The sequence below is a fragment of the Butyrivibrio sp. TB genome, from assembly GCF_900110805.1.
Classification (GTDB): Bacteria; Bacillota; Clostridia; order Lachnospirales; family Lachnospiraceae; genus Butyrivibrio; species Butyrivibrio fibrisolvens_C.
The window spans coordinates 37,123-63,551 of sequence record NZ_FOER01000009.1; the positions used below are offsets into that span (position 1 = coordinate 37,123).

24 protein-coding genes are annotated in these 26,429 nt (G+C 38.9%); 1 reads left to right on the forward strand and 23 read right to left on the reverse strand.

Going from position 1 to position 26,429, the window contains the following annotated elements:
- Nucleotides 1–38: 38 nt before the first annotated feature.
- The 21 genes from BMX21_RS07610 to BMX21_RS07710 form a co-directional block, all read right to left on the reverse strand.
- The gene (locus BMX21_RS07610; RefSeq protein WP_092043021.1) at nucleotides 39–437 is read right to left on the reverse strand and encodes a hypothetical protein; all 399 of its coding nucleotides are present in this window, start codon (nucleotides 435–437) and stop codon (nucleotides 39–41) included.
- Nucleotides 438–522: 85 nt separating this feature from the next.
- A complete protein-coding gene (locus tag BMX21_RS07615; RefSeq protein ID WP_143057221.1) occupies nucleotides 523–2,298 on the reverse strand; it encodes an LIC_10190 family membrane protein in 1,776 nt (591 codons plus the stop codon).
- 26 nt (nucleotides 2,299–2,324) lie between these two features.
- Nucleotides 2,325–3,356: a glycosyltransferase gene (locus BMX21_RS07620; protein ID WP_092043027.1), complete on the reverse strand. Its 1,032-nt coding sequence runs from the start codon at nucleotides 3,354–3,356 to the stop codon at nucleotides 2,325–2,327.
- A 142-nt stretch (nucleotides 3,357–3,498) separates the two neighbouring features.
- Nucleotides 3,499–3,936 carry a hypothetical protein gene (locus BMX21_RS07625; RefSeq protein WP_092043030.1) on the reverse strand — a complete coding sequence of 146 codons (438 nt, stop codon included), beginning with the start codon at nucleotides 3,934–3,936 and terminating at the stop codon, nucleotides 3,499–3,501.
- A 64-nt stretch (nucleotides 3,937–4,000) separates the two neighbouring features.
- Nucleotides 4,001–4,807 (reverse strand): glycosyltransferase family 2 protein, encoded by an 807-nt coding sequence (locus tag BMX21_RS07630; RefSeq protein WP_092043033.1) that lies wholly within the window; start codon nucleotides 4,805–4,807, stop codon nucleotides 4,001–4,003.
- Nucleotides 4,808–4,853: 46 nt separating this feature from the next.
- A complete protein-coding gene (locus BMX21_RS07635) occupies nucleotides 4,854–6,026 on the reverse strand; it encodes a radical SAM protein (protein ID WP_092043036.1) in 1,173 nt (390 codons plus the stop codon).
- 33 nt (nucleotides 6,027–6,059) lie between these two features.
- Nucleotides 6,060–6,980: an alpha-1,2-fucosyltransferase gene (locus BMX21_RS07640; protein ID WP_092043040.1), complete on the reverse strand. Its 921-nt coding sequence runs from the start codon at nucleotides 6,978–6,980 to the stop codon at nucleotides 6,060–6,062.
- Nucleotides 6,981–6,999: 19 nt separating this feature from the next.
- On the reverse strand, nucleotides 7,000–8,535 hold the full coding sequence (locus BMX21_RS07645; protein ID WP_092043043.1) for a lipopolysaccharide biosynthesis protein: 1,536 nt from the start codon (nucleotides 8,533–8,535) through the stop codon (nucleotides 7,000–7,002).
- A 69-nt stretch (nucleotides 8,536–8,604) separates the two neighbouring features.
- Entirely contained in the window at nucleotides 8,605–10,068 is a 1,464-nt protein-coding gene (locus tag BMX21_RS07650; protein ID WP_143057222.1) for a DUF3329 domain-containing protein, read from the reverse strand.
- Between the two features lie 28 nt (nucleotides 10,069–10,096).
- Nucleotides 10,097–11,131 carry a glycosyltransferase family 2 protein gene (locus BMX21_RS07655; protein ID WP_092043050.1) on the reverse strand — a complete coding sequence of 345 codons (1,035 nt, stop codon included), beginning with the start codon at nucleotides 11,129–11,131 and terminating at the stop codon, nucleotides 10,097–10,099.
- 120 nt (nucleotides 11,132–11,251) lie between these two features.
- Nucleotides 11,252–11,818 (reverse strand): glycosyltransferase family protein, encoded by a 567-nt coding sequence (locus tag BMX21_RS07660; RefSeq protein ID WP_027203342.1) that lies wholly within the window; start codon nucleotides 11,816–11,818, stop codon nucleotides 11,252–11,254.
- Nucleotides 11,815–13,224 carry a sugar transferase gene (locus tag BMX21_RS07665; RefSeq protein ID WP_092043053.1) on the reverse strand — a complete coding sequence of 470 codons (1,410 nt, stop codon included), beginning with the start codon at nucleotides 13,222–13,224 and terminating at the stop codon, nucleotides 11,815–11,817. Before BMX21_RS07665 ends, BMX21_RS07660 begins: the two co-directional genes overlap by 4 nt.
- Complete coding sequence (locus BMX21_RS07670; RefSeq protein ID WP_143057223.1) at nucleotides 13,211–14,506, reverse strand: hypothetical protein; 1,296 nt, start codon at nucleotides 14,504–14,506, stop codon at nucleotides 13,211–13,213. The genes BMX21_RS07665 and BMX21_RS07670 overlap by 14 nt, the downstream gene beginning before the upstream one ends.
- Entirely contained in the window at nucleotides 14,487–16,010 is a 1,524-nt protein-coding gene (locus BMX21_RS07675) for a B12-binding domain-containing radical SAM protein (RefSeq protein WP_092043059.1), read from the reverse strand. Before BMX21_RS07675 ends, BMX21_RS07670 begins: the two co-directional genes overlap by 20 nt.
- 105 nt (nucleotides 16,011–16,115) lie before the next feature.
- Nucleotides 16,116–16,886 (reverse strand): glycosyltransferase family 2 protein, encoded by a 771-nt coding sequence (locus BMX21_RS07680; RefSeq protein ID WP_092043061.1) that lies wholly within the window; start codon nucleotides 16,884–16,886, stop codon nucleotides 16,116–16,118.
- On the reverse strand, nucleotides 16,887–17,639 hold the full coding sequence (locus BMX21_RS07685) for a DUF5672 family protein (protein ID WP_034489109.1): 753 nt from the start codon (nucleotides 17,637–17,639) through the stop codon (nucleotides 16,887–16,889).
- 17 nt (nucleotides 17,640–17,656) lie between these two features.
- Nucleotides 17,657–18,610, reverse strand: a complete 954-nt coding sequence (locus tag BMX21_RS07690) for a glycosyltransferase family 17 protein (RefSeq protein WP_092043064.1) — start codon at nucleotides 18,608–18,610, stop codon at nucleotides 17,657–17,659.
- 33 nt (nucleotides 18,611–18,643) lie between these two features.
- Nucleotides 18,644–20,476, reverse strand: coding sequence for an ABC transporter ATP-binding protein (locus BMX21_RS07695; protein WP_092043067.1), 1,833 nt, complete (start codon nucleotides 20,474–20,476; stop codon nucleotides 18,644–18,646).
- A gap of 85 nt (nucleotides 20,477–20,561) precedes the next feature.
- Nucleotides 20,562–21,440 carry an alpha-1,2-fucosyltransferase gene (locus BMX21_RS07700; protein ID WP_092043070.1) on the reverse strand — a complete coding sequence of 293 codons (879 nt, stop codon included), beginning with the start codon at nucleotides 21,438–21,440 and terminating at the stop codon, nucleotides 20,562–20,564.
- Nucleotides 21,437–22,519 (reverse strand): glycosyltransferase family 2 protein, encoded by a 1,083-nt coding sequence (locus BMX21_RS07705; RefSeq protein WP_092043073.1) that lies wholly within the window; start codon nucleotides 22,517–22,519, stop codon nucleotides 21,437–21,439. Before BMX21_RS07705 ends, BMX21_RS07700 begins: the two co-directional genes overlap by 4 nt.
- Nucleotides 22,520–22,536: 17 nt before the next feature.
- Nucleotides 22,537–23,487: an NAD-dependent epimerase/dehydratase family protein gene (locus BMX21_RS07710; RefSeq protein WP_092043076.1), complete on the reverse strand. Its 951-nt coding sequence runs from the start codon at nucleotides 23,485–23,487 to the stop codon at nucleotides 22,537–22,539.
- A gap of 147 nt (nucleotides 23,488–23,634) precedes the next feature.
- On the opposite strand from BMX21_RS07710, the gene BMX21_RS07715 reads away from it, so the two are divergent.
- On the forward strand, nucleotides 23,635–24,885 hold the full coding sequence (locus tag BMX21_RS07715; protein WP_092043079.1) for a glycosyltransferase: 1,251 nt from the start codon (nucleotides 23,635–23,637) through the stop codon (nucleotides 24,883–24,885).
- Nucleotides 24,886–24,888: 3 nt separating this feature from the next.
- On the opposite strand, the gene pseI is transcribed toward BMX21_RS07715, so the two are convergent.
- Nucleotides 24,889–25,944, reverse strand: a complete 1,056-nt coding sequence (gene pseI / locus BMX21_RS07720) for a pseudaminic acid synthase (protein WP_027203333.1) — start codon at nucleotides 25,942–25,944, stop codon at nucleotides 24,889–24,891.
- Nucleotides 25,945–25,973: 29 nt separating this feature from the next.
- Nucleotides 25,974–26,411 carry a GNAT family N-acetyltransferase gene (locus BMX21_RS07725; protein ID WP_177173969.1) on the reverse strand — a complete coding sequence of 146 codons (438 nt, stop codon included), beginning with the start codon at nucleotides 26,409–26,411 and terminating at the stop codon, nucleotides 25,974–25,976.
- Nucleotides 26,412–26,429: the final 18 nt, after the last annotated feature.

The window sequence follows — 26,429 nt, forward strand, 5'->3', positions numbered from 1 at the left end:
AACCATTTCGTTACTAATTAACCATCAATAACAAAATACTATTTCTTCTTCCCTTTCCTCCATCTCTCAATCCTATCCGCGCCAACGCTCTTATTCTCCATATTATAAATCGTCTTCTGATAAGGAAGATATGATATCACCGATGATCTGCTAAGTCCAGTAGCACTCATTATTCTGTCTATGCTCTCTCCCTGTTCATATAATGAAATTACTTCTCTTGACTGTCTAATAGAATATCTATTAGCTGTAATAAGAATCTTCCTTGCCTTTAATACTGTGATATTGAACTCTTTGGCTACTTGACGCAAAGATACATGATCATAGTCGCAGCCATGCCGATCATCATACGGCTCTCCATACCACTTTGCTACACGTTCAATCAGATTCGCCATATCCTCTTCTATATTCAGTTCTGGTTTTAATCTATGTCTTGCCATTATAGTACCTGTTAATACTATCAATTTCCATGAGATGATCGACAACACTATTATTCTCAATACGATATTTACTATAATCATTTACTTATGGACATTTCCCAACCTTAGCTTTCCATCCATCTTCAAACTTATCCCCCATCATCTCACTTCTTTCAAGCATTACACCATAGCAGACGCCTGGAAACTTGTAATAGCTATTTACCTCATCATATCCTGCAACATAAATAGTATAGCCATTATAATCCAAACTATCCTCATCACGATTATCAAATGGTTTCTGTGATATATAATAGGGATCCCTTATATGTTGCTTAACGAATGACAGGTCATCCTGCGTATAATTATCAATGAAGTCACAGTAACATACACAGATACATCCTGTCAGTATCACTCCAAAAACCTTCCATACAGATGAACCTCCAGGTGCGTCTTTTTCCTTATACTGCAGTACAGCCATAAATGCTCCTATTGATACAAGCGGTGCTGTCAAAAGGAAGGCAAGGCCATATCTGATAAATGGTGCTGTCAGGAACCAAAATGCAATATTGATATATAAAGCGGCCAAAAACACTATGAGCATGCCATCTATCTTAACCTTACGCTTCAAAGCATATAATAATGATACAATGTACATTACTACGCTTAATATGACTCCATATAATATCATCTGTCCATAATCAGACTGACCTTCCCACCATATAGGAAGCCACTGCGATATAGGCATATCAAGTTTGTCTACATCAAAAAGGCACCTTCCCCAAACCGTAATCTGGGCTGAATCGATTTGGAGATATTCAAGAGGAACTTTCCACTCAACATTAAACAGGTCAATAGATCCAAAAGGGTACAGGAGCCAGCCTGACAATATCACATTTCTTATTAGGTATGGCAGAAAGCTTAGGAATCCTACTAAGGTAAATGTCCAAAGCTGTCTCCACTTATGTCCCTTTATAAGCATTATAAGTGGATATAATACTATCAGTACCAGTGCTGCAGCCGAAAGTTTCATACTGGCTGTAAAAAGCGCATATACTGATAGCATTCCCAATCTGTATATTGTGTTATCATCATGTTCTGTCTGTTCGTACATATCAAGCCATACGCACAATATATAGTGACATACCATGAGCGCACTATAATCCGTTGCCGGAGACATGAAACCAGTTATATTGGTGAATATATATATAAGAAATGCAATTCTGGCAAGATCAGCAAGATGCTTGGAATGGTACTTCCATCTTCTAAGTCCATAACATGAATATATAAAGCCTATTACTCCAATCCAACCTGTAACTGTATGAAGAGCTAAGTCTCCTCCTGCATTTGCTCCAATACCAGGTATCCATGCAAATGTGTACAAGGCGCATAAAGCAAGATATGCGCTATTATATCCAAGATGAAGCTGTATATTGGCAAGACCTTTTATCACGCCATATTCCTCGATATAGTGTATTGCCTGTGCGTGATATATTCCTGTATCTGTATGAAAATCACCTCTCGATGTATAGAATGCTATAAATATGATGAAGATCAGATAGAATAAGCCTTCATAACTTATCCCAATACTTCTGATCTTGTCCAGACACTGTAGCAAAGTTCCTCTAACTTGTTTAGACAGTGCAGTTGTACATACAGCCAGAAGCAATAGTAAAATATGACAAGCAGCTGCTACGCCTGAAAAAAGGCTATAAACCTCTGCATATACTGTTGATGCGGCAAATCCAATCATTATATATGGTATAATCTGAGATCTATAACAATCTTTTATACCTATAACTCTGCATAGCAGTTGGTTCACCAATATTCCTATTGCTAGCGTTAGTAATGTAATATATATCCAGCTAATAATGACAACTAACATAAAGGTCCTCTTTTAACTAATCCCTATTACTGTTTCCAATTGCTCCTATCTGCTTCTTCTTTATGGAATATTCCTTTTATAGTTCCTATTCCATATACCCATAAAGTTATCCAGCACATCACTGGATGGAGCAGCCAGACTTTAAGATCTTTCTTATATGCAAAACCTTTAATTGACTGTAATAGTAGCGGTATTATTGTAATACATTCTAATGCGAATAATACAATTTTTCCTTTTCCCACCTTGCTCCATGGATACTTACGTCCTTTACTATCAGAAAAGTATAGGAAGTCCTGTATTCTTCTATTCTGTTTTCTCTTAAATGTCGCAAGATCCGGACAGAAAAGATGTACAATTCCTGTTTTTACTTTAGCAACTCTAAGGTTATGATCTTTTTTGAACAGTTCCCATAGAACGTCAATATCAAAGAGGTAATCGCCTTCAAAATTCTCAAGAAGTTCTTTTCTCTTCATGAAAAATCCGTTAGCGCCTATTGTTGGGATCATATCTTCTCTAAATTTAATTGACAGGTAGTCTCCCCTGTCTATCTCTTCTCTTTCAACTTCTGTCCACTTTCCTGTTATACAGCAATATCTGTCATAATTGCCTGTGAACATACACAGTGGATCATTCATTCCTATAAGGGCACAATATCTATTTATTGCACTATCCTTAGTTCTATAAGTATATTTGATAGGCTCACTGGCAATGATCTCCGGCTCCTCAAATGGTTTCATCATGCGAGTGATCCAGTTTGCTTTTGGAATAATGTTATCAGAATCAAGAAGAAGTACTACGTCGTTAACAGCTTTTCTGACACCGACAGCTTTTCCGGCTTCTGCTGTCCTTAGCGGATTGGGATATACTGCTATCTTAAAATCACATTTTTTCTTATACTCTTCAAATGCTTCTAAAGTACCATCTGTAGAACCGCCGTCAGCTATAATGAGCTCAATTTTATCGTGGGGATAATCCTGAGCTATAATAGCTGCCATGTACTCTTTTAATGTCCTCATTGAATTAAATGTTGGTGTTACTATTGAAATTGTTTTGATCATTTTCTATTCCTCTACCATCTAATATACAATTGTGTTTCCTTGTTCAATAATGCTCAATTACATATCACAAAGTCTATCCGTATTATTTTCTTCTGAACCATTCCCTATGTCAAGTTTCTTGAGCATCTACCCGATCCAAGGCTCATCCCGCCATATTCTTTACACATATCTTCCCTATCTTAAACCTGACCTTAATCCTATATGTTATGCAATAACCTATGAATGTACAGTCATTACCTATCGTATCCAGCATCAAATGAAGTGCATATCCCATAGCTATCCCTACTGCGACCGGATGCCTTGTTATAATCGCAGCTATTATCAACGCTGCAAGATATTCATATGCATGAAAGATAACGCATATCGTATCTTTCTTAGCAAAATACTCTCCACTAGAAAACTCTTTAAGAGTAGGCTTGACTTTTGTTCTAGCACAGTACATTCCATATTCTATCGCATGATCTATATCACACATAAAAGCAGACAGAAAAGATGCTGCCGACAATGTCATGTTTCCTGTTATAGCATACGCTCCGGCTCCAAGGATTATGCCACTTACTATATGTTTATCAGGAGTCATATCATCTACAAATCCTCTCTTTTCAAAATCCCTATAAAGACTTCTCCCTTTACAGGTCTTTGCATCAATTATAGTGCTCTAATTCTTTTTGCATCTTGTCTGCTACGCGGTACTGATGAAGCGTTCTTATGATTCTTAATACTATTATTGTAATAGGGAATGCTACTTTATTATTAACAAGTGACAGGTATGCTTCTCTGGTATTACGAGCATATCCTTTTAATCCCGCACTTGATGTCCCTCCATAGAACATCTTAATAAGAACTTTCGGGATATAGCCAAGCTTCAATCGTCCATCAGCAAGTATTCGTATCATAAACTCATAATCCGATGAGCTTCTGTATTCTGTCTTATAAAGTCCGTATCTGTCATATACTTCTCTCCTGATATAGAGAGTAGGGTGAGCAGGCATCCAGCCAAGGCGGAGATTTCCATTTGGCATATGCCAGTAGCGCTTCCACACATCTCCATCTGCATATACAAGATCCGAGTGTACTGCATCATAATTGCCATCTTCAAGTATATGAACATAATTTGACACAGCATCTCTGCAGGTGAACTCGTCATTGAAGACAGCTATTATATCTCCAGATGACATACCTATACCCTTGTTCATGCCATCATATATTCCCTTATCAGGCTCACTTATCCACTTGCAGGTGAAATTGCCATACTTCTCTCTATCCTTACTGATCTTGTCTGCATACTCTCTGATAAGATCTACAGTACCATCAGTAGATCCTCCGTCTACTATCACAAGTTCAATATCAGGATAATCCTGAGCAAGGGCACTCTCTATTGATATTAGAAACTGATCATGACAATTGTAGGTTGTCATGATCAGAGATACTTTTTTAATCTTATGTTCCATTTTGTTTTGTTATTCTATGACTCTTTGTCATTATGTAAAGTTTATATTACTTTCTGCTCTGCTGCCTTTCTATATCTTCAGCTACAATCTGCTCTCCTGTCTTATTCTTTAGCTGTTCCATAGATGCTGCAGACAGACCATTGTTAACAGCTGCATTAAAATCACAGGTACTGCACTTATCAAGTTGTTCTTTGGTAACTTTACCATCGCGATAATCTCTTACTACCTTAAGCTCGTACATGCTATATTTTTTCTTCTTCCAGAATCTCAGGAATTTGTGATGGATAACCCACAGTGCCGGTGTCCATATATATTTGTGCATTGCAGGTGATACCGAACCTATCATCCAGCAGTTTCTGTCACAGTGTCTTACCTTAGCACGTACCTTCTCAGCATCCTCACTATTCCAAAGTTCATCAAAGGTCTGAGTATTAAGATTGCCCATAACCTCTTTATCTTTAGTTCCATTACATGGCATTACATCACCATAAGGATCTATGAAGAAAGTATCAAAGCTCATATCACATGGCAGGAGTCTCTTCTGACCATATATATAATTTATAAGTCCATGGTTAAAATATGCTCTGAACCATTTCTTAGGACTGTTGGAATTTAGAAGCTCATTGATAAGATCCTCAAAATGCTGCCCTACCATAGGTCTATCATGAATGATATTCTTAGCTTCTACAAAATAGAAGCTGTTATGAAGAGATGCTGTAGCAAACTCCATATCAAGCTCATCAGACAGTTTATACAAAGGTACAAGATCTGCTGCATTCCTATCCTGCACAGTCATTCCAAATCCAACATCTTTAAGCCCCATCTCACGGAGCTTTTTTAGAGTCGTATAACCTCTATTGAAGCCATCAGGAAGGCCCCTTATCTCGTTATTGGTCTGCTCCAGACCTTCTATAGAGATACGGATACCGATATCAGGGAATTCCTTACACAGATCTATGATCCTGTCTGTAAAGAAACCATTGGTTGAGATAACTATTCTGTCACTCTTCTTCTTAAGTTCTCTTACTATATCCTTGATATCTTCTCTAATAAAAGGCTCTCCACCTGTTATATTCGTAAAATACATAGGAGGGAGCTTCTTGATAGTCTCTATGGATAGCTCTTCGTCCGGCTTAGAGGGTGCTTTATAGCGGTTACACATATTGCAGCGGGCATTACATCTATAAGTAACTATCACTGTACCATTCAACTTTTTCATATGATCATTATTCTCTTTCTATATCTTGTTAACTTATTTTATTATACCATTTTCATCGATAAGCACCCAGTTTTGCCAATAATCATGCATAGGTTCTGTTTGTATCTCCTGATTATTGCGCATCTTGTAGGTTCTTATCATAACCTTATCTTTCCTCGTATTAAGCCTAGCTCCCCAGAAGGAGAATGTTGAGTTAGCGCATATATTATATTTGCACTTACTCATAAGCTGCATATCAAGAAGGCTGTCAGGTCCATCATTACCGGTTACTATGGTATATCTATCCCTATCAGGGTATTTATTCATGGCATACTCAGGATCATTTGAGAAGATATAGAAGTGAGCATCCGGAGACTTATCAAGGACATAACTTACTGCTGCGTCATAATATTCATCAGTTGCTATATTCCCAAAAAGGTCAAGGTTAGCCTTCTGAGTTATATAATCTCCTCTTCTTAGATGTATACTGACTGATTCACCGCCATTTATACTCATCATCTCTTCCATTAAGGCTTCGTTTCTCTTCTGCATTCTATCATCAGAATGAGTCGGGAACACGAAATCATTTTGAAGATCTGGCATTATGTCTGCATAATACTTATTGCACAAAAAGAACCCTTCAAGGTATTTATCTTCAAAATCCAATACTTCAGGATGGTACATCCTGCTCTCTTCAAAGATCTTACTTGTAGCCGGCACAAGCTTATTTAATGCCTTGACTAGCACATTCCGTTTTATATATTTATCTCTTTCATCTACCAGGCATATATCCATTGGTAAATTCTTAAACAGTTTAAGCTCACACTGCCTTGGCGCTGCAAGTCCCTTTTGATTATCAGCATCAAACCATGACAGGTCGAGCTTCACATTCTTACCAAGACTTTTTAATTTTCTATACATGGCGTACTGCTGCATCTGATTGCCAAGTCCGCCTGCTACTCTGACTATTATCATATAACCTCTTTCAAAAGGCTTATTTATTAGCCTTCCTACGATAGATGATTCCGATCAAATATTTAAGTTCTTCGCTCCTGCCAAATGCCGCTATAAAGATAACATTATATATAACTGTTATCATAAGAGCTGTTATGACAAAAGCGGGTATAGATATTACGGGAAGGGTATACCTGCCTAGGAATATACATATTACAAGCGTTCCCAACAGTACAATATGATATTTAAGAGAATCAATAAAGTATTCTCTTACCTTCATATCAAAACAATCATGATATATGATCACAGGTCTTACAAAATTGGCTATAACTCCGGATACCACCGTTCCAATATATACACCGACCAGCCCTATCTTTATCGCCAGAACTATAGATATGATAAGGTTAACCATACCTTGTATCATTGCAAGGTACTTGTCCTGTTCAAATTTGCCGGCGGCAGTTTTGAAGTTATTGACAACGATCCTCTCACCTTTAAGATAATACTCAAGGACGATCCATGCCAGTATATACTGCGCCATCGCCCATTGCTCTCCGTACATGATCACTATAAGAGGAGTGAGCAATATATAGAATCCTACTGCAGAAAATCCATATATCCATACCGCAAAGAATCTGTATACCTTGAACATCTCGTACTGGCGCCTCTTGGATTCAGTTGCGATGAGGTTTCCAAATCCCGGCAGTGCTGCATTGAATATAGTATTAACAAAGCTTGAAATAGTGTTGATAACCATATTGAAGTTACCGACAAGACCGGTAGTTGCTACATCTATAAATGCTGTGATTATAATAGAATCTGTCTGAAGCCTTGCAGTATCGCCTATCTTAAGCCATAGAAGAGATGCCGTTTTTTCTTTGACTATATCTGTCTGTTCCTTGGATAGAGGCTTTACATCCTTATCTTCAAGATATGGATACATCCTATCAAGATAGCGACTCACAACAATCTTCTGAAGTAGCTGTACACAAGCGTCTGTAAGAAGATAAGCATAAAAGCTTGATGTCAGAAAGAGAATTACTATCTGTGCTGTAACTGAGACCATCTTGGTCACAGTTGTTATATTGGTCTGTATATAGGATTTCTGCTGGGCATTAACAAGACTGTACTTATATGCTACAAGATATGATGTCGCACTGTTAAAAAGGAATATCAGATAATACAGTGTCAGGTCTCTGACAGACACATCTGCGCTATCCTTGACTATATACGGAAGAAAAGGAGCTATAGCAAGACCTATAACTCCAACTGTAGCAGCTATTATTCTGTATGCCTTCTTGTAAAGGGACATGTATGACTTGATAGTCTCTGTATCATTCTCAGCAATCGGCTTATAAAGACTGAAATTAAGAGCTGTTCCTATACCAAGCTCTGCCAGAGACAATGCTGATAATATTCCTGTATAGAATTCATTTACGCCCAGTAGCGTCTCTGACAGGCGCAATATGAACAGTTTCCTTGCACCAAAGCCTAAAAGCGCTGTTATAACTGTACCAAGATATCCAAAGAATATATTTCGAACAGTATTTTTAACTCTTCCTGAGGTATTTGCCATTTCTTCCCTCATTTAAATTCATTATTCTTTATTAAAAGTCTTTTGATCAAAGCATTAGCTTAGGCTTTCTCATTGCCCATAAGTACCAGCCCATTCATCATAAGGAATAGCTATAATAGAATTCACTCCAAAATATTTAGTATACTGAACATTAGTCCAGTATGAAGGATCATCCGACAGTTCCATCTCATAAGCACAGGTATATCTGCAGTCAAAATCTGTATGAAACTTCGCTACAACTATGTCCTGATTACCTGAAGCTATCTGCTCTTCAATATATGCTATACGTTCATCATAATCTCTTCTGATACGCTGAAGGTTAACTGCGCCCTCAACTATATCAAACAGAAGATATATTGTCATAGCACATGCAATAGATATATACACAAAGTGAAGTATGATGCCTGCTGATCTTGTTTTTCCTTCTTCAAGTGGTGAATCCATATGCATATTGTCAGTAATACCCTGGATGCAGGCGATAACAAGGAATACTCCCGGGCCAAAGACCGCCCTTATCTCCGGAAGGGATGTAAGTGCCAGTGCATACACCGTCGCAAAGTGAAGGAATAAAAACAAGAGTCTTCTTCTCATCACTACTACGTAGTCAAGCATACTGCTATCAACACCATCTGAAACCTTTATAATAACTGTCCAGATCATAGTAGCTGCAATGATCATAAGAAGTACCATAAAGGCATCCTTCTCATATAATGTGAGTTTCTGAGTTCTTGCTACTATTGCCATGATTCCTGTATAATTGTCATCTGCAGCAAGAGCTGCTCTAGTTCTTACACCAGGCCCAAGTACCAAGAATCCAAGTCCGATAATATTTCCAACCAGAGCACTATATAAAAATGCAGGTATCCTTACCTTTTTAACTTTTCTATATATCATATAGATGATGATAAACAGGATACTTCCACCTGAAGTATTCTCATTGCACCATCCGGCTAACCATCCCGATATAAATAGAAGAACAGCCCATAATATCTCTTTATCAATTCTTCCGTTCTTATCAAATCGTTTTAGCAGATATCCTGTAAGGGTCATGAAGCCAAGTATTATAGTCATCCCCCATAGATAAACAAAAGCTCCGCATTCCCACAGGATAGTCTGTGAGAAAGATACTGCAAATATCCAAAGCCCCAGCTGAGATAAAAGCATCACGAAAGGATCGTACTCTTTTCTGCCATCTATATTAAGATACATAAGCACAGATAATGCTATGAATACAATGCTGTTTGCAAGCTTTAGAAGAATCTCCGGAGCATTCAGGAATATACGAAAGCACATGAATGTTACACTTCTGCCATTCCAGGTCATATACTGATGATATTCCTGTCTGACAAGATCCAATAACCCTGTAGCTGATCTTGCCTGACCTGCATAATCAAAATCATCCGACAGCATAGGAGTAAAACAATTCATTGCAAATATGAACACGAAAGATACTATCACTATAAAGTAAAAACATATCTTTCTTTTTTTTAAATCTATGTTCTTAAGGCCTGTATTCTTAAGATTTGATACCATTTTATTATTTCTCTTTCTAGAGTCAAAATCACTTATTCTTCTTCCAGGTTCCATACAGCTTCAGATACAGCCTCGGAGAAAACCTGAATATCGACGCTTTAAGCTTATAACCTTTAGAAAGGCCTGCAAATGCTCCATCCTTGTTACAAGCATGACTTAGAGCTTCACGGATCTTAGCTATAGCATCTTTGGTATTATCATCATAAGGTACCTGTGCAATCTTGCCTGCAACAAGCATAGCAGACACAATCTGCGTAGTTGCAAGCTGTGCAAAAATAACATTACTGATATCGTCTTTATAAGGTGTAAGTAGCTCCTCAGCCCTCTGCCAACATCTGATCTGATCCATATAGCTGGGTTTATAGGAGCTGTTCATGGCACCATTTTCATTGTCATAATACTTGTAGGATCCGGCATCAATAGAAAGGACAGACTTGGCATTACCGATCTTGATAGCAAGCTTTACAAGAAGCACCATGTCTTCGCCAATTGTAAGGTCATCTTCAAATCTCATACCTTCCATGATGTCTTTGCTATAGAGCTTACTCCATACATGTGCATCACGATTGAGTATTCCATGTTCTAAGAAATAAAAACCACTTATCGGCTGAGTATCAATTATCTGATCTGTCATGGTAATGACTGATATAACTGTAGGATTTGCAACTGTAGCGCCTTCATCCCTAGCTATGCTGATTGCATTCTGCCTTGATTCTATGGGGCTTATCAACCTTTCTAAATAATCAGGTTCTATATAGTCATCAGCGTCTATGAAGGTTATCCATTCTCCTTCAGCATAAGAGAGACCTTCATTTCTTGCATGAGATACACCCATATTCTTTGTATGCTTAACAAATACGGATGGAACAGCGCCATAGTCTGTAACATAACTATCACAGAGCTTACTGCTTGAGTCAGTTGATCCATCATCAACCAGTATTAGCTCAAAGTTCTTATAAGTCTGCGCAAGAATAGACTGCACACATCTAGGCAGACAATTTTCTGCATTATAAACAGGCACTATTATTGATATGAAATTCTTACCTGGTTTTGAGATTTCCATTAAATAACCTTTCTGTAATAAACGAATTTAGAAATTGCCTTATGCCAGTTATAAAATACTATCATATATGGTATTTTATAACTGACAAAGAGCAATTTCCTAATTCGCTTACTATTATTGTCAATCGCTGAACAGATCTATCCAATACCCTCCCAGTTCCATGGGATTACGGTTTTTGGTTCCAAGATCTTTTAGCAGTCTGATACGCTTCTCCGTCTTTGGTGCAGAAGCTACTAGCTTTCTTTTAGTCGCTTCATGTATCACGATAATGTGATCAGAACGCCTGGCAGCCATGACTTGTTTCCAACTGATTTTCTTGTCTTTTTCAGACCTGTCTTCATAGATCATGATAGTCTTCCTACCCCTGTAAACTATAGGAAGCCTTCCTTCAGGGAAGAAAATCCTGTCACATCCAAGTTTTCTGGCTATAGCTCCTGATTTCCATTTCTGCCACCATGCAGAAAGCACTCTGTCTCCGGGATCCCCTTCCATAAGAAGGAAGCTTACACCATCGACATCCATATCACATTGGTTGGTAGTATTGCCCATCACCATGATATGATGCTCCATATCTCTTCTGGAATTCTCATTCCCAAGATACTGTATCAGCTTTACTGTAAGCTCATATATTCCGTTTGTGGACTGGTCACCTTTGACCAACCTGAAGCAATCTATTGCAAGATTCATGACGCTCCGCTTCCCTTAAATACTACACTAACGGTTTTTAATAATATCTTCAGATCAAGTCCCAAGGACCAGTTATCAATATACTGAAGATCCAGTTTAACGATCTCATCAAAGTCTTCTATATCGCTTCTGCCACTAACCTGCCACATTCCTGTAAGGCCGGGAGTCATTGATATACGACGTCTGTAATACTCGTTGTACTGTTCAAACTCAGCTTCTGTTGGTGGTCTTGTACCAACAAGGCTCATATCACCCTTAAGGATGTTGAGGAACTGAGGGAACTCATCAAGTGATGTCTTACGAATAAAGGCTCCCACTTTCGTAATTCTGGGATCATCCTTCATCTTAAACATAAGACCTGTCATCTCGTTCTGAGACTCAAGTTCCTTTTTTCTCTCCTCAGCATCTATATACATAGATCTGAATTTATATATCTTGAACCTTCGCCCATTCCTTCCAATCCTCGTCTGAGAAAAGAATATAGGTCCGGGTGAATCAAGCTTAATAGCAAGACCGACAAATACTGTAAGAATTCCGGTAAAGATAATACCTACAAGTCCCCCAAGAATATCGAACATTCTCTTTAAAATAAGTGCTCTGTAACGGCCTGTTCCTTTGGAATAGGTAACTACGCTATATCCGCCTATCATATCGACAGATGTCCTGCCTCTCATACCCGGAAGCTCTACGCAGTAGTTAACTCTTACGCCCATATCCTGGAAAGCATTGATTACGTCTTCCAGAGCATTCTGTGTACTGTCAGGTGTATAGATAAATACATCATCAAGAGGCATGGTAGTCACAGTTTTAAATAGTCCTTTTCTGTTGGCTATAATACTAACTCCTCTTACAACTTCATCTTTCATATCCTTATCAAGGCACACAGCTCCAACTATCCTATAATTGATATCAAGATGATGCTGAAGATGTCTTATGGTCTTCTCCAGGAACTTCTCTTCTGTAAGAACCAACATTTTAACAGCTGTATCAGCATTCTTCCAATATGCACCAAGAAAAGTCTTGGCACAATGATGAGCCAGAAGAGTAAGAACATAATCAAGAATTGCAAAATAGAACATTACAAGTCTTGAAAAAGTGCTACCTATATTCAAAAGATAGATGATAACAGTAGTACCAACAAAGATCACCATCTCATATTTTATAAGTGCATAGCTCTCCTGTGGCATACGCCTTTTCATGAAGTCCCTGTTATAATCAACACCAAAAGAATATACTGATGCTACAAATATGATAACTACGCATACCAAGAAGTGAAGGTTTTTGGAATACATATCTCTAAAATTCTGAAACCTGATAAAAGTTGCTGCATAAAAGCTTATAGCTGCAACTACCATATCCAAAAACCACATCAAATATTTAATTGAAAACTTATTATCCCCGTTCATTCCCATGCTCCTCCCGAGCAAGATTCATAATATATAATCCCATCAACAAAAGCCCAAAATTGCGCCCGGCATATACCGAGACCAAATGCGCTTCTACAACAGTATAAATGCACATGCAAGATAGCACAACAAGTGTCTTGCCATCTTTTTTGAACATAGCAAAAATATATACAAATATTATTAACCCAATCACGCAAAATGCAGGTATCCATCCATACCAAAAGAAAAGCCTGCAAAAGCCCATATCATAATATATCTCATACTTGTCATCTGCAAAGAGATGCCAAGAATATATTGCACCAAGATGATCCTCTCTACTCCAAAATAGATACGTTATACGCCCTGTAAGCCCCCTGTCTATTATACGGATTAGATCTTCCAGCTTCTGGTTTATCGGAACAGCTTCTTGGCCCATAGCTCTAAGTGCGTCAAACGCAGGAGCCTGTGTCATTGTATATGCACTAAAAGCCGCTGCTCCTATAGAAAAAGCAACCTCGAATATCAGCAAACCAATCGCAGTAATATAGGGAAACTTATATTCTTTGATCTTAGTCACCCGGACTATAACAGCACCTATAATAGCAAGGAGCGTCACTCCGGCCCCGATCTCACTTCCCGTCATCCTCCATAAGATGATATCAGCCAAAACCAGTGCCAGATAATAATACCACTTCATTTTCTCTAAATACAGATACAATGCAAGTAGTACTATCATAAGAAACATACAATGAAGTGCATTAGGATCCCCCATTCCGAGTACATACTGCAGCTGGCCAGTAGTTCCGGAGAGTTTTTGAACTTCACCAAGCACTCCCAGCAAGGCTAGAAAGACCAGTATCGTGCATCCTCCAAGTGTCTCAAAGAAGAAAAGCTTAAGCTTTTTAGTAACATCCAGATTCCTGCAGGCTGCAATTACCATAAGGAATCTTAACATTTCATTTCTTCCTGAGGTTTTATAATCTATGGCAGCAATAAGTCCGGCTACAAGTAAAAGCCCCCATTGCCACCAGCTATAAAAACCTGTTAACCCTTTTTTAAGATTGCCTGGATTGTCTTTAAAGCCTTCATATATACCGAGGATCACTATTATAACATTTATTAAAAATGTAATCCTGAATACCTGGCCTTCATATCCAAAATGAAGCGCACTCTTATCTATGATAACTATTAGGATCTCTATAGTCAGCATTAGGTCAAAGAGAGCATTTCTAATTATGCTTATTCTTTTTCTGTCTGATGTTTTCCAATTCTCATCCATCATATCAGTTGCCGTTCTTGCCACCAAAGTCTGTAAGATGACCTATTACCTTGCCTGCTGCTCTGAATAGGAACTTAACATCATCGATACTTCTGATGCCTGCAATTCTTCTTGCAAGAAATTCAGGATTGAATGAAACTTTGTATACACTCTCGACAGCTTCTTTGATCTTCTCAGATCCCATTGGTGTCTTCATAACAGGCATTCTCTGATCGAAGTCCTCATATCTCTCTGTTAGTAACCAGCCATTTTCTTTGCACTCTTTATAAAGAGGTGTTCCCGGATAAGGGATGAGAACTGTTGCCTGAAGAGTATGTGCCCAACCTTTGATAAGAATCTGACGACCAAGCTTTACTGTGTTCTGAACCATCTTCTCATCTTCCCATGGATATCCGAACATAAGAGTTATATGAGGTGACAGACCTGCTTTCTTAGCATTCTTGAGACTTTCGATCATCTTGTCTATATTCTCTCTCTTATCGATCCTGTCAAGTGTCTCCTGGTTGGCACTTTCAAGTCCGAAGAGGACAAATCTAAAGCCTGCTTCACGCATGAGTCTGTACTCTTCATAAGTAAGAGCATCAAGACGCATATTACAGTCCATGATGACTTTCTTGTTATAGCCGCGTTCTATCATTCCCTGACAGAAAGTATGAAGCCATGTGCCTATCGGGAATGCTCCTGAATCATCCATAATCTCTTTGACACCATACTTGTCTATCAGCATTCCGATCTCATCAAGAAGGCTCTCCGGAGATCTTGTAAGATACTGTGGATATAAAGTTGTCCAGCTGCAGAAAGTACACCTGTGATGCCAGCAGTCACGTGCTGCCATGGTATATGTTCCCGGTGTTCTGGAATAGTTACCATTCTTCTCACTATAAAGTTTCCATTTTGTAAGATCTCTGTCTATGATTGGCAGATCATTAAGGTTCTGATTCAGAACAAATGTGCCTGTAGATGCAATACTATCTGCAGATGCTTGTGTATCAGTTCCTGCTGCTGTTTCTTCTACAGCATTTTCTCTTCTATACCAGATACCCTTTGGAAGATCTGATACCTTGACCTTGCCATCATTGGCTTTAAGATTATCAAGAAGGTCAGCCATAAGGAAATCATAATTACCGCCAGTAAGTACATAATCCGCCTTACAGGAGTTCATTGTCTCCTCCGGAAAAGCTGTAACATGATCACCTACTACTACTATGATCATATCCGGCTTCATCTTCTTATATTCATCAATGATCTCCCAATGGAATCTTACAACCGGCGCCTTGGTCTCAATCATCATCACATCAAGGTCACGTCCCATGACTTCTGCAGTAAAGTCCTTGTAAGTCTTCTCTTCTGCAATTCCGTCATCCCAGAATACTTCATAGCCCTTGCTCTGAAGAAGAGTAGCGCAGGATGCCGGTACCATCGGATAGATATATGTAGGGCTGTTGAACCACTGGAACTGACGATTCTGTCCCAGAAGCGGTACTCCCTTTACGTTTTCAAGCGGTGGATATGCTATTGATACTCTCATTTGTAAATCTCTCTTTCTATAAATCCGTTTTTAGTAAGATAGTTAAGTTCTTTATATTAAGTAAATCATCTTTTTGTTATCAATCAGATTATAAGTCTCTTGAACTTAGTGAGGCTTTTTAAGCTGACATTTTAGATATTCTGTATACTTCTTTTCACATTTAAGGCCAAGCTTTTTATATACATAAAAGTACTCTTTTCGTACAAGGTTTGGATGGGACAGGCAGTAGCTTGTCATCTGGCTGTCACTTCTTCCTATGCTCATAAGTGGCTTATTGGTATAGGTAAAGCTGCCACCACCTGCTCTTATCTGGCGTATATAAAATTCCATATCTATAAGCCATTTAAGCTTTGGATCATAGAACCTTCCGTTATTCCTGTAGATAGTAGCACTTGGAGCGCCTATAACACTTTTGGTATAAAGATTTCTTATATCCTGTTTGATAAGAAGTACATCTTCATCAGTTATGTGCCTTGCATATCTCCAGTCGGCGGACACTTCCCATGTTCCCGAAAAGGCAAGCGGTGCATCTGACTCTTCAATAAGTGATACGTATTCTGAAAGCGAATCCTTATCTGTAAACCAGTCATCATGAAGCATCATCTTGATGTACTGACCCTTGGCATTTTCTATTGAAGAGTTCCAGTTATCTCCGGGCCTTCCTGTTGATATATGCTTTTTATAAATAAGTCTGTCGCCGAGGTCGCCTTTGTATTTATTGACAATGTCTTCAAGTGATGATGAATTATTATCTATAACATCGTCAGATACTATCACTTCATAGTCAGTGAAGCTTTGCGCTACTATGCTGTTTAAAAGTCTCTCAAGGCCATCCCTGTCCCTGTAGGCAGGTATGCATATTGAAACCTTAGGCATTTAGGTGTCCTCTTTCTTCCGGCCATACCGTATTCTTCTGTACAATACCTTGATCCAGGGAGTCTTATCAAACTTAGGGAAGTCTGCGTTCTCGCCGCCCCATTTATGGAAGGTGAAGGGCTTTATCCCTGTGGTCTCTTCAAATGTCTGTTCTCTTCCAAAGTATCTTGCAACTTCTATAGGCGCATATTTACAGCCGGCAGCTTCAAGCTCCTTATGATGATGGCAGCAAAGAAAACCGTCTTCGTTGTACCATCCATAAAAGCTCTCCCAGGGAAGGTTAAGCTGTCCGGGAAGGTCTAAGAGTTTCTTACTTCTTAAACCGACGCTGTTACCAACTCTTATTATCTTTCCATCAGGATCTCTGTATTTAACAGGATCATCATCAGGCGGAAGCGGCCATGGAGACCCGATATAGTCATAGTCAAGGAACTCATCTCTCCAGCTCTCAGGATATATTACAAAACCGTCATAGTGAACCAGAAGAATATAGTCTGTATTTATATATTTACCAAGCTCATATACGCAGGCATAGTTGAATTTGTTGATCTCATCTATCTTGTCTATATGAGCATAGCGGATCTTCTTTGGAAGCATAAAGGGCTTTTCATGGGTTATAAGAACCGCATCGCCAAAATCTATGCCGCGCATGCTATAGAGCATGGCTTTGATCGTAGGTTTTATCTTAACACTGGTAAGAGCTACAAGCGTCACATTTGGAAGCTGAAGTTTACCATTTTTATACTCAGGCATATCAATCCTCAATATTTCTACTTACTTAGTCCAATTTTTCTCATCACATGATGATAAGCCTTACGGCAGAATCTTCCCAATGTAAGATCAAGCTTTGCCTTAATACGCATCCATCCTGTGATAGGCGGCATTACAAGGTATTCATAATAATCAAGATTATCAATAAGATACTGAGGATATCTATTATCTACTTCAACCCTTTTAAACTCAGCATCTCTTCCCAGAAGATCTCTGCCTAGTATCAGCTGATCCATTGTCTCTGCCAAAATCTCTCTATCATTATATTCCTGATGAGCTGCTGCCTTGACCTTAATGCCTATTCTTTTGGCAGCATTAGTTTCTCTTATACCGCCCATATATCCAAAGTGCCAACCGCCATTTGGAACTCTCACAGACCTTGGATCTGTAGTTGCAATCTGATCACGAAGTCTCACAATTCCATCCTTAGGAAACTGACTTATACTTGTGATCTTAGTTCCAAGCCACTTTCTCTCTTTTTCCGGAATCTCCGGGAACTCGCCTTCTGTTTCCAGAAGTTTGCCGGATACTTCCATCATATTTATAAATGCATAGAAGTTGTCCTGTGCAAAATGATATACCTTGCCTGGATCAAACTCAGCAAAGACTCGTTCAAGAGCCTTAGGATCAGGAATCTCATCACAATCGCTGAGCATTATTATATCTTCTTTGGTTGCATCTTTTAGGCCTTCTATCAGATGATTCTTCTGAAATACATCTCTTTCAAAAGCATTTATATCCGTAGGATTCTCATCTACGACTATATAAGTGATCTTATGAAGAAAATCCTTGAACCTGTCTTTATTTTTCTCAAAGCACAGCTCCTTGGGCTGGCCAGAAAATGTAGTTGTAGCCTCTTCTATAACAAATCTGTCTACATATTTGTCAAGGATATGGAGCCGCAGATCCAATATATCTACTTCGTTAAAAAAAGGAAAGCAATCGTATACCATTTTTCAAACTTATTCCAATCAAATTATTGTCTATCAGTGCGCTATATGACGACCTTCAAGCGTCGTCTCCATTATCTTCTCATCGTGAACTTCATAGATTATATCACACTTTTCAATAGTGTTAAGTCTGTGAGCGATTATGATCATGGTCTTACGTCCATGGAAGCTATTGACAGCATCCATGACCGCTGCCTCTGTTTCATTATCAAGTGCACTTGTTGCTTCATCGAACACAAGTATCTCAGGATTGTGATAAAGAGCTCTTGCAATACCGATTCTCTGTCTCTGACCACCGGATAACCTTACGCCTCTGTCACCTATCCTGGTATCAAGGCCCTCAGGAAGTGTTTTGATGAATTCATCAAGTTGTGCTTCCTTAAGTACCTCCCAGAGTCTGTCTTCATCAATCTTGTCAACATCTATTCCAAATGCAATATTGTCACGGATACTCTCATCTATAAGATAGATAGACTGAGGAATATAGCCTATCTTGGAAAGCCATGACTCATAGTTACTAAAGACGTTCCTGTCATCACAGAGGATATCACCTGCCTGTGCATGTAGGAGTCCTAGAAGGATATCAACTATAGTAGATTTACCGGCTCCTGATGAACCGATGATTCCTACTGACTTTCCTTTTGGGATTACCATATCTGCATCCGAGAAGATATTCTTATCAGAGTCTGGATAATGGAAAGTGATATGTGAAAGTCTTATCTCCTTATCAAGTACAAGCTCAGGTCCTGAGATCTGTTCACGCTTTGCTCTCATCTCACTACTGGTCTTCATTGATTCCGTAAGGTTATCAAATACATAATCAAGGCTGGGTTCTTCATAAGCTATCTCGGCAAGATATGTATTGATACGGTTAGCTGATGGTAGCAGTCTCATAGCAGCAACAGCAAATGCAGACAGCTGCGGCACAAGAGTATTAATACTCCCGCCCCTTACTATATATACTGCTATATAGCCAAGTACTGCAGCTATAAACACAGTCTCAATCAGGAATCTTGGAGCTGCATTCATTACAGAATATCTTGTTGCAAGACGTGCACCTATCTTACCTGACTCATAATAATTTCTGATAAAAAAATCTTCGCGGTGAAGTACCTTGACATCTTTAAGTCCGTATATAGCCTGAATACGCCACTTGGCAATACGTGATTGAATACTTTGATTCTTCTGTCCGATACTATTAAGTCTTGGCTTCATGAGCCTTATGATGATAAGTGTCAGTACAAGAAATACAGCTACTATAAAAAATGTCATCTGCCAGCTGATAAATACAAGTACTAAAGCAAGACATACCGATACTACTATCTCCGTTGTAAGTGAAAGAAGAGCAAGTATTAGTGCAAACATCTTGGGTATATCACTATCTGTTATACGAAATACAGTAGGAATATCTGCCCCCAGATAATCCTCATATGGTCTGTTCAAAAACTCTCGCATGACACGGCTTATCATGTCATTCTGACCTGTTGCTATAAAAGAGTTCTGTCTTGATGTCAGCATCAACAAAAATATATTTTTGATCACAAATATCAGTATCAGCGCTATTAGCATGAATACTATGATGCTGTTATCATCATCAAGTCCTACCATTTTCATAAGTGTCTGTGTAAATGGCACTTTCTCATTGATCTTCTCAATGGAGGTATGGAGCTTATCCGGATCCATAAGAGACTGAACCACTGTTAGTATTGAAGACACTCCGAGTGTTTCAAGAAGACCTCCTATAAGGATCATTACAGCAAGGATCACTGACTGCTCCTTCTGTTTTCTATCAAATATGTGACGTAGTTTATGAAGTATGCTAAGGGAAGCTGTTCCGCTTTTTTTTCTGTCTTTTGTTACGATTCCCATATATAGAACCTTTCAAAATGTTGTATATACAAATTTGTATTGCTTTACAAACTGTTTAAATTATTATTTAAAAATCCATCCATGCTCAAATTCTGGTCATCCATGAGGCATAGATATCTTTCATCTGTCTTGTATTAGTCCATTTAGATGGAACTATGTTAAGCCTATCGCGATCATCTGCTGATCCCAAAAAAGCTGCCCACCAGCTAAAGCTTGAGTTAGCAAGTATATGGTGTCTGCACTCTGACATAAGGAAGAATTCCATAATATCACTGTCATCTCCTGAAATATTTACAAAGCTTATATTGTCTGTATCTTTATACTTAGCTCTGCACCAGTCTATATCATTGGAAAAAATATAAAACTGTGCATCAGGATAACTAGATCTTACAAGTTCCATAGCCTTGGCATAATAGTCATCTGTGCATATTCCGCCATAGGTCTTTCTGGAAACAGGTGTCAGATAATCACCTCTTCTGATATGCATGGAGACAGAATTGGAAGATCTTATCGCGTTCCTTATATCTGTCACATCCTGATCGCCAAGATACAGATCTTTATTCTTGCAGATATCAGCTATAAGTTCCTGCCTGACCTCATCATCTTTAAAATAATCATCAGACTGGAAATAACCATTAAGATAAATATCATCTGCCTCAAGTACATGCTCATCAAAATTCCCGTCAAGAGCCTCATAATAGTCTTTATTCTTCCGACCGGTAATCTTTCTTCTAATGCGGCTCAATGGATCCATATAGGAGTCTCGCATAGTCCTAATCTCACCATCTTCTGCTATATCATATGATATTCCAAGCTTATAAAGAGAAGGACTTCTCTGAGGATCATCTTCAAATCCGGAGATGTTATCCATTTTAACTTCTCTCCCAAGGTATAGAAGTTCTTTGTAAAGGCCATACAGAAACAGCTGGTTGCCAAGACCTCCCTGCATCTTAATTATAATCATACGTGTCCTCTTAACCTTCTAACCTTATAAGGAATGATAAATCTGTCATTTATAGCCATGACAATAAGGTATATCCTTGGTGAAAAGAGGAATATATCCATCTTTTTCTTTTCATTAGGATTAGCGCCATTACTGCTAAAAGCGGCATTAAAATGATCCTTTTCACTATAAATAGCAGCTTTGATGCGGTTCATCTTGGACCTTTTTATATCTCTTTGATCAGGGCCTCGATATGCCTGAGTATAGTAGATCATCAGCCTTTTATAAAAATAATAATTGTGTGTATCCGCAAGATCATCTCTGCCTATCGACCTAAGATAAGCTGTGCGTTCCTTGTAGATAGGGATAAGATCAGTGATAATACGCTCACTTATTCCCTGATTCATATAACTTCCTGATCTGTCACAGATATAATTGTGACTTGCATGATCAAGGAAGACAACCTTGCTGGCTTTTGAGATAAGCTTTGTAGTAAAAATAACATCCTCATACCACTTGCTTTCATCAAAACGAAGATCTCCAAGAAATTCTTTACTGTATAGTTTATTCCAGGCACAGTTCTGAATCTGTATATCATCATTTTCATGAATATACTGTTCAAGGGCTTCCTGATCTTCCATGATATAAGCCTTGTCAGTAGACGGATCCTCCGTTCTGTCCTCATAAACCCAGCGATATCTTGTTATAGCCACATCTGCCTTATGCTCTCTGATTGCAGCCATAAGGCGCATATACATATCCGGATCTACCCAGTCATCGCCATCCATGAATCCAAGATATGATCCTGTTGCTGCTGCTATCCCGGCATTTCTACCGGAAGCAAGTCCACCATTTTTCTTATGCACAACTTTTACTCTGGGGTCTTTTTGGGCATACTCATCACATATAGCCGGACAGCTATCTGTAGAACCATCATCTACAAGTATCACTTCTATGTTCTTATAAGTCTGAGCCAGAAGTGAATCAACACATTTATTAAGATATTTCTCTCCGTTATAGACAGCAACTGATATGCTGATCTTATCTGTCTGATCAGCTTCAGGTATTATCCCCGGAGTATATTTTTCAATTATTCTCATTTATCAAACCTTAAATATCACAACTGCGATTTTAGAAACTGCGCAGTAAGCTGTATTCCTTCTTCAAGAGACAATAAATGCGGATCTCCAAAATCCGCTTTATACCTGCTGATATCAAGTACATTTACAGGAACATCCACAAGTCTGGCAGGAACCCGGTTGACTATAGCTTTCTTGCCGGTAATCTTCTCGATTGTCTGTATAACTTCAAGGACACTTGTTCCCTGACCGCTTCCAAAGTTATAGAGTTTGTTGGAAGCATCGTCCTGTGATATTCTAAGGATTCCTTTAACAACATCAGCTATATATATATAGTCTCTGACTACGCTTCCGTCTCCGGCCAGTGTCAGCGGCTCATCCTTAAGTACTCGGTGGAGAAAGTTAGTAACTACCCCCTGTACGCCATTGGTTCTCTGATATGGACCATAAGGATTAGCAAGTCTTATGATACGATAGTCTATACCATGAATATAATTGTAAAGATACAATAATTTCTCAATGGTCAGCTTCTGAATTCCGTATGACGAAATTGGGAATGCATCATCATCTTCTTTACAGATACCCGTATGATCCTTGCCATAAACAGTCCCCCCTGAAGAGAGGAATATCACACGTGAAAGCGAACCTATACTAGCATCAAGCAGCCTTGTTGTAGGCAAGACGTTGTCTGTATACTCAGCTGCTATATTCTGATTAGAGTTAGTCGGACAGGTAGTGCTGATAAGGTGGAAAATAAGATCCTGCCCCTTTACAAGATCATCTGCAAAATCAGCTATTTTGGAAAAATCCCCGGTTACAAGCTTTGCACCATTTTCTTCCCATCTCTTAGACCTTGTTTTTTCAAATGAAGCATCAAAAAGAGTCAAAGAAGCACCACGGGATATAAGCTCATCAGTTAGATTGGTTCCAATAAAACCACCTGCTCCTAATATCAATATTTTTTTGTCACTATAATAATTATCTGCCATTCGGCCTTGTATTCTCCAGATATTATAATATGGTTGTAATTGGCATATCGGGACTTGTGTTCACAAAAAACACAGACTTCCCCTTATAGCCTTTAACATTATATCCTAACCAATAAAAAAAGTCGAATTATGTGATATACTGATTCTATGAATCAGAAAAACACTACAAAAACAAAACATATTGCTTTATATATTGGATCTCTGTCAAAGGGCGGTGCTGAACGAGTATTTGTGAATCTTGCAGAATATTTTGCCAAGAGAGGATACAGAGTCAGCTTCGTTACTATCTTCAGATCATCTAATGAGTACGATCTATGCGGAAGGCAGGCTCCAAAAACGGGAGATGAAAAACTGATCTCCGGGACTGATATTCGATATGTTCCTATGAACGAAATAGCAGAAAATGCCCTTTCCACTTCTATATGGAAAGGAAGCGTAACAAGATACTATTCAGACATCAATGATAATGCTGCGCTTGAGATAACATCGCAGGGCGGCGGATCTCGAATATCTGATTTTATAAAACGTACAGACAAGCTTCGCAGGATCTGGAAGATCTTAAAACCGGATCTGATTCTCTCCTGTAATGGCAAAAACAATCTTATGGCTCTTGCATCTGCAGCAGGGCTTTCTATTCCAGTTGCTGCATATGTTATCGCCATGCCTGAGCTTGAATATCCGGGACGCGTGATGAGAGCCGGTGTTAAAATCCTTTTTCCAAAAGCCAAAGGTATTATATTGCAAACTGAAAGAAGCCGTGCCTTCTTCCCAAAATCTGTCCAGAAGAAAGCTAAGATTCTTCACAACATGGTTCGTGATGAGTACTTAAACGGCGATATACCTGACTATGAATCAAGGCAGAAACTCATACTTGCGGTTGGACGGGTCGATGAAAACAAGCGTCACGATCTTATGATCCGCGCTTTTGCAAGAATCAGCAAGGATTTTCCTGATTATAGACTCCTTATCTGCGGAGATGGTCCTGACAGGCAGAAGATGCTGGATCTTGCTGCATCGCTTAATATAAGCGATAAGATATCAATGCCTGGTGTTGTTACAGATATAAGAAGTAAGCTCTGCAGTGCATCTCTATTCCTGCATACGTCTGATACAGAAGGTATGCCTAATGCTCTCTTGGAAGCTATGTGTACAGGGCTTGCCTGCATAGCTACAGACTGCCCATGCGGCGGTCCTGCAATGCTTATTGATAATCATAAAAATGGAATCCTCATTCCTGTTGGAGACGAGGATTCCCTTGTACATGAAATGTCTGAAGTTCTAAAAGACGTAAGCTATGCAAAGTCATTGGGCCGTGAAGCTCTTAAGATCCGGGATGAGTACTCGGCTCAAAATGTATTCAAAGAATGGGAACACTATGTTGAGGATCTCATGAACTAAGTCTTATCTGATCAGGTCCCAGCTTAGAGGAGTTCCCTTCTCAATATCATTAACTGCAGTCATTCCAAGGACCTGGTCATAATACTTGGTATGCATTCCATTTCCGGGTCTAATGGATCTGACATTATCGGCAGTAAGCTTCTCTCCTGCCTTTATATCCTTGACTACAAATAAAGATCTGCTTAAATGTCTTTCTGCAGCTTGCTTGTCTGAAAGAGCATATTCTTTACTTCCAAGTGCCTGTTCCATTATTCTGACGTTTCGAACCATTTCTGCAAATTCTTCCGGCTCCATTGAGAATGCATCATCAACTCCTCCGGCTTTCCTGTCCAGAGTCAGATGTTTCTCTATCATCTTGCCGCCAAGAGCTATACTTCCGGTTGCTACTACGCTACCAAGTGTATGATCAGAAAGTCCTACAAGACAGTCATATTTCTCAGCAAGATCCTGCATCATGCGAAGGTTGACCATGTCATAAGGAGTGGGATATGCGCTTACACATTTTAGCAATATAACATCCTTGTTGTCCTCTTCAAGGCAGGTATCAAGCGCAAGCTTAATATCCTCTTCATAAGCTATACCTGTAGCAAATATAATAGGCTTATGGAGTCTTGCAACCTTCCTGATCAGAGGAATATCATTGATCTCAAAACTTGCTATCTTATAGGCAGGAACGTTAAGATTCTCCAAATAATCAACTGCTGTAGGATCAAACGGAGATGAGAAGCATTCAAGACCAAGTTTACCAGCTTCCTTCATAAGATCTTCATGCCACTCCCAAGGTGTATATGCTTCCTTATAAAGATCATATAGGGTTCTTCCTTCCCAAAGACTTCCATCCGAAGTCATAAACCACGGCTTATTACAATCTATTGTAATAGTATCAGCTGTATAAGTCTGAAGTTTTACAGCATCAGCTCCAGCCTCGGCAGCTGCATGGATTATCTCTATGGCTCTGTTGTAATCACCATTATGATTGCCGGAAAGCTCTGCAACAATAAATGTTTTTTCATTCTGACCTATTTTTTTGTTTCCAATCCTAAAGTTCTTATTGAACATATCTATCACCATTCCTGATATACTAACTTCTATATATTCTTGATATAACAGTAAATATCACCAGCAGACAGCTTGGCATAGCGATTATTTTCAAAACACTTAGCTGACGCATGGTTTTCGCCTATTACAAAGCCTGCCATTGTCTTTATTTCAGAATTGTGCAACTCCTCTTCTGCAAGTTTTAGACTTTTAGTACCATAACCTCTGCCACGCCTTTCAGGTGCAATCATATAACTTACTTCACCAACATCTTTGATAACATCCACTCTTACGCAGCCAGCAGGTCCCTCTTCATCTTCAAGTATAAAAAAACGACATGATTCATCAGTTAGTTTCTTCTTAAACCACCTGATATGATCTTCCTTAGATATAACTTCATGATTAAAGGAATTCATCCTTGCTGTTTCGTCGTTTCTCCATTCTAAGACCAAGAGTGCATCATCCATATCAGCTTTTCTTAAATGCATAAAAATCTCCTCAATTAA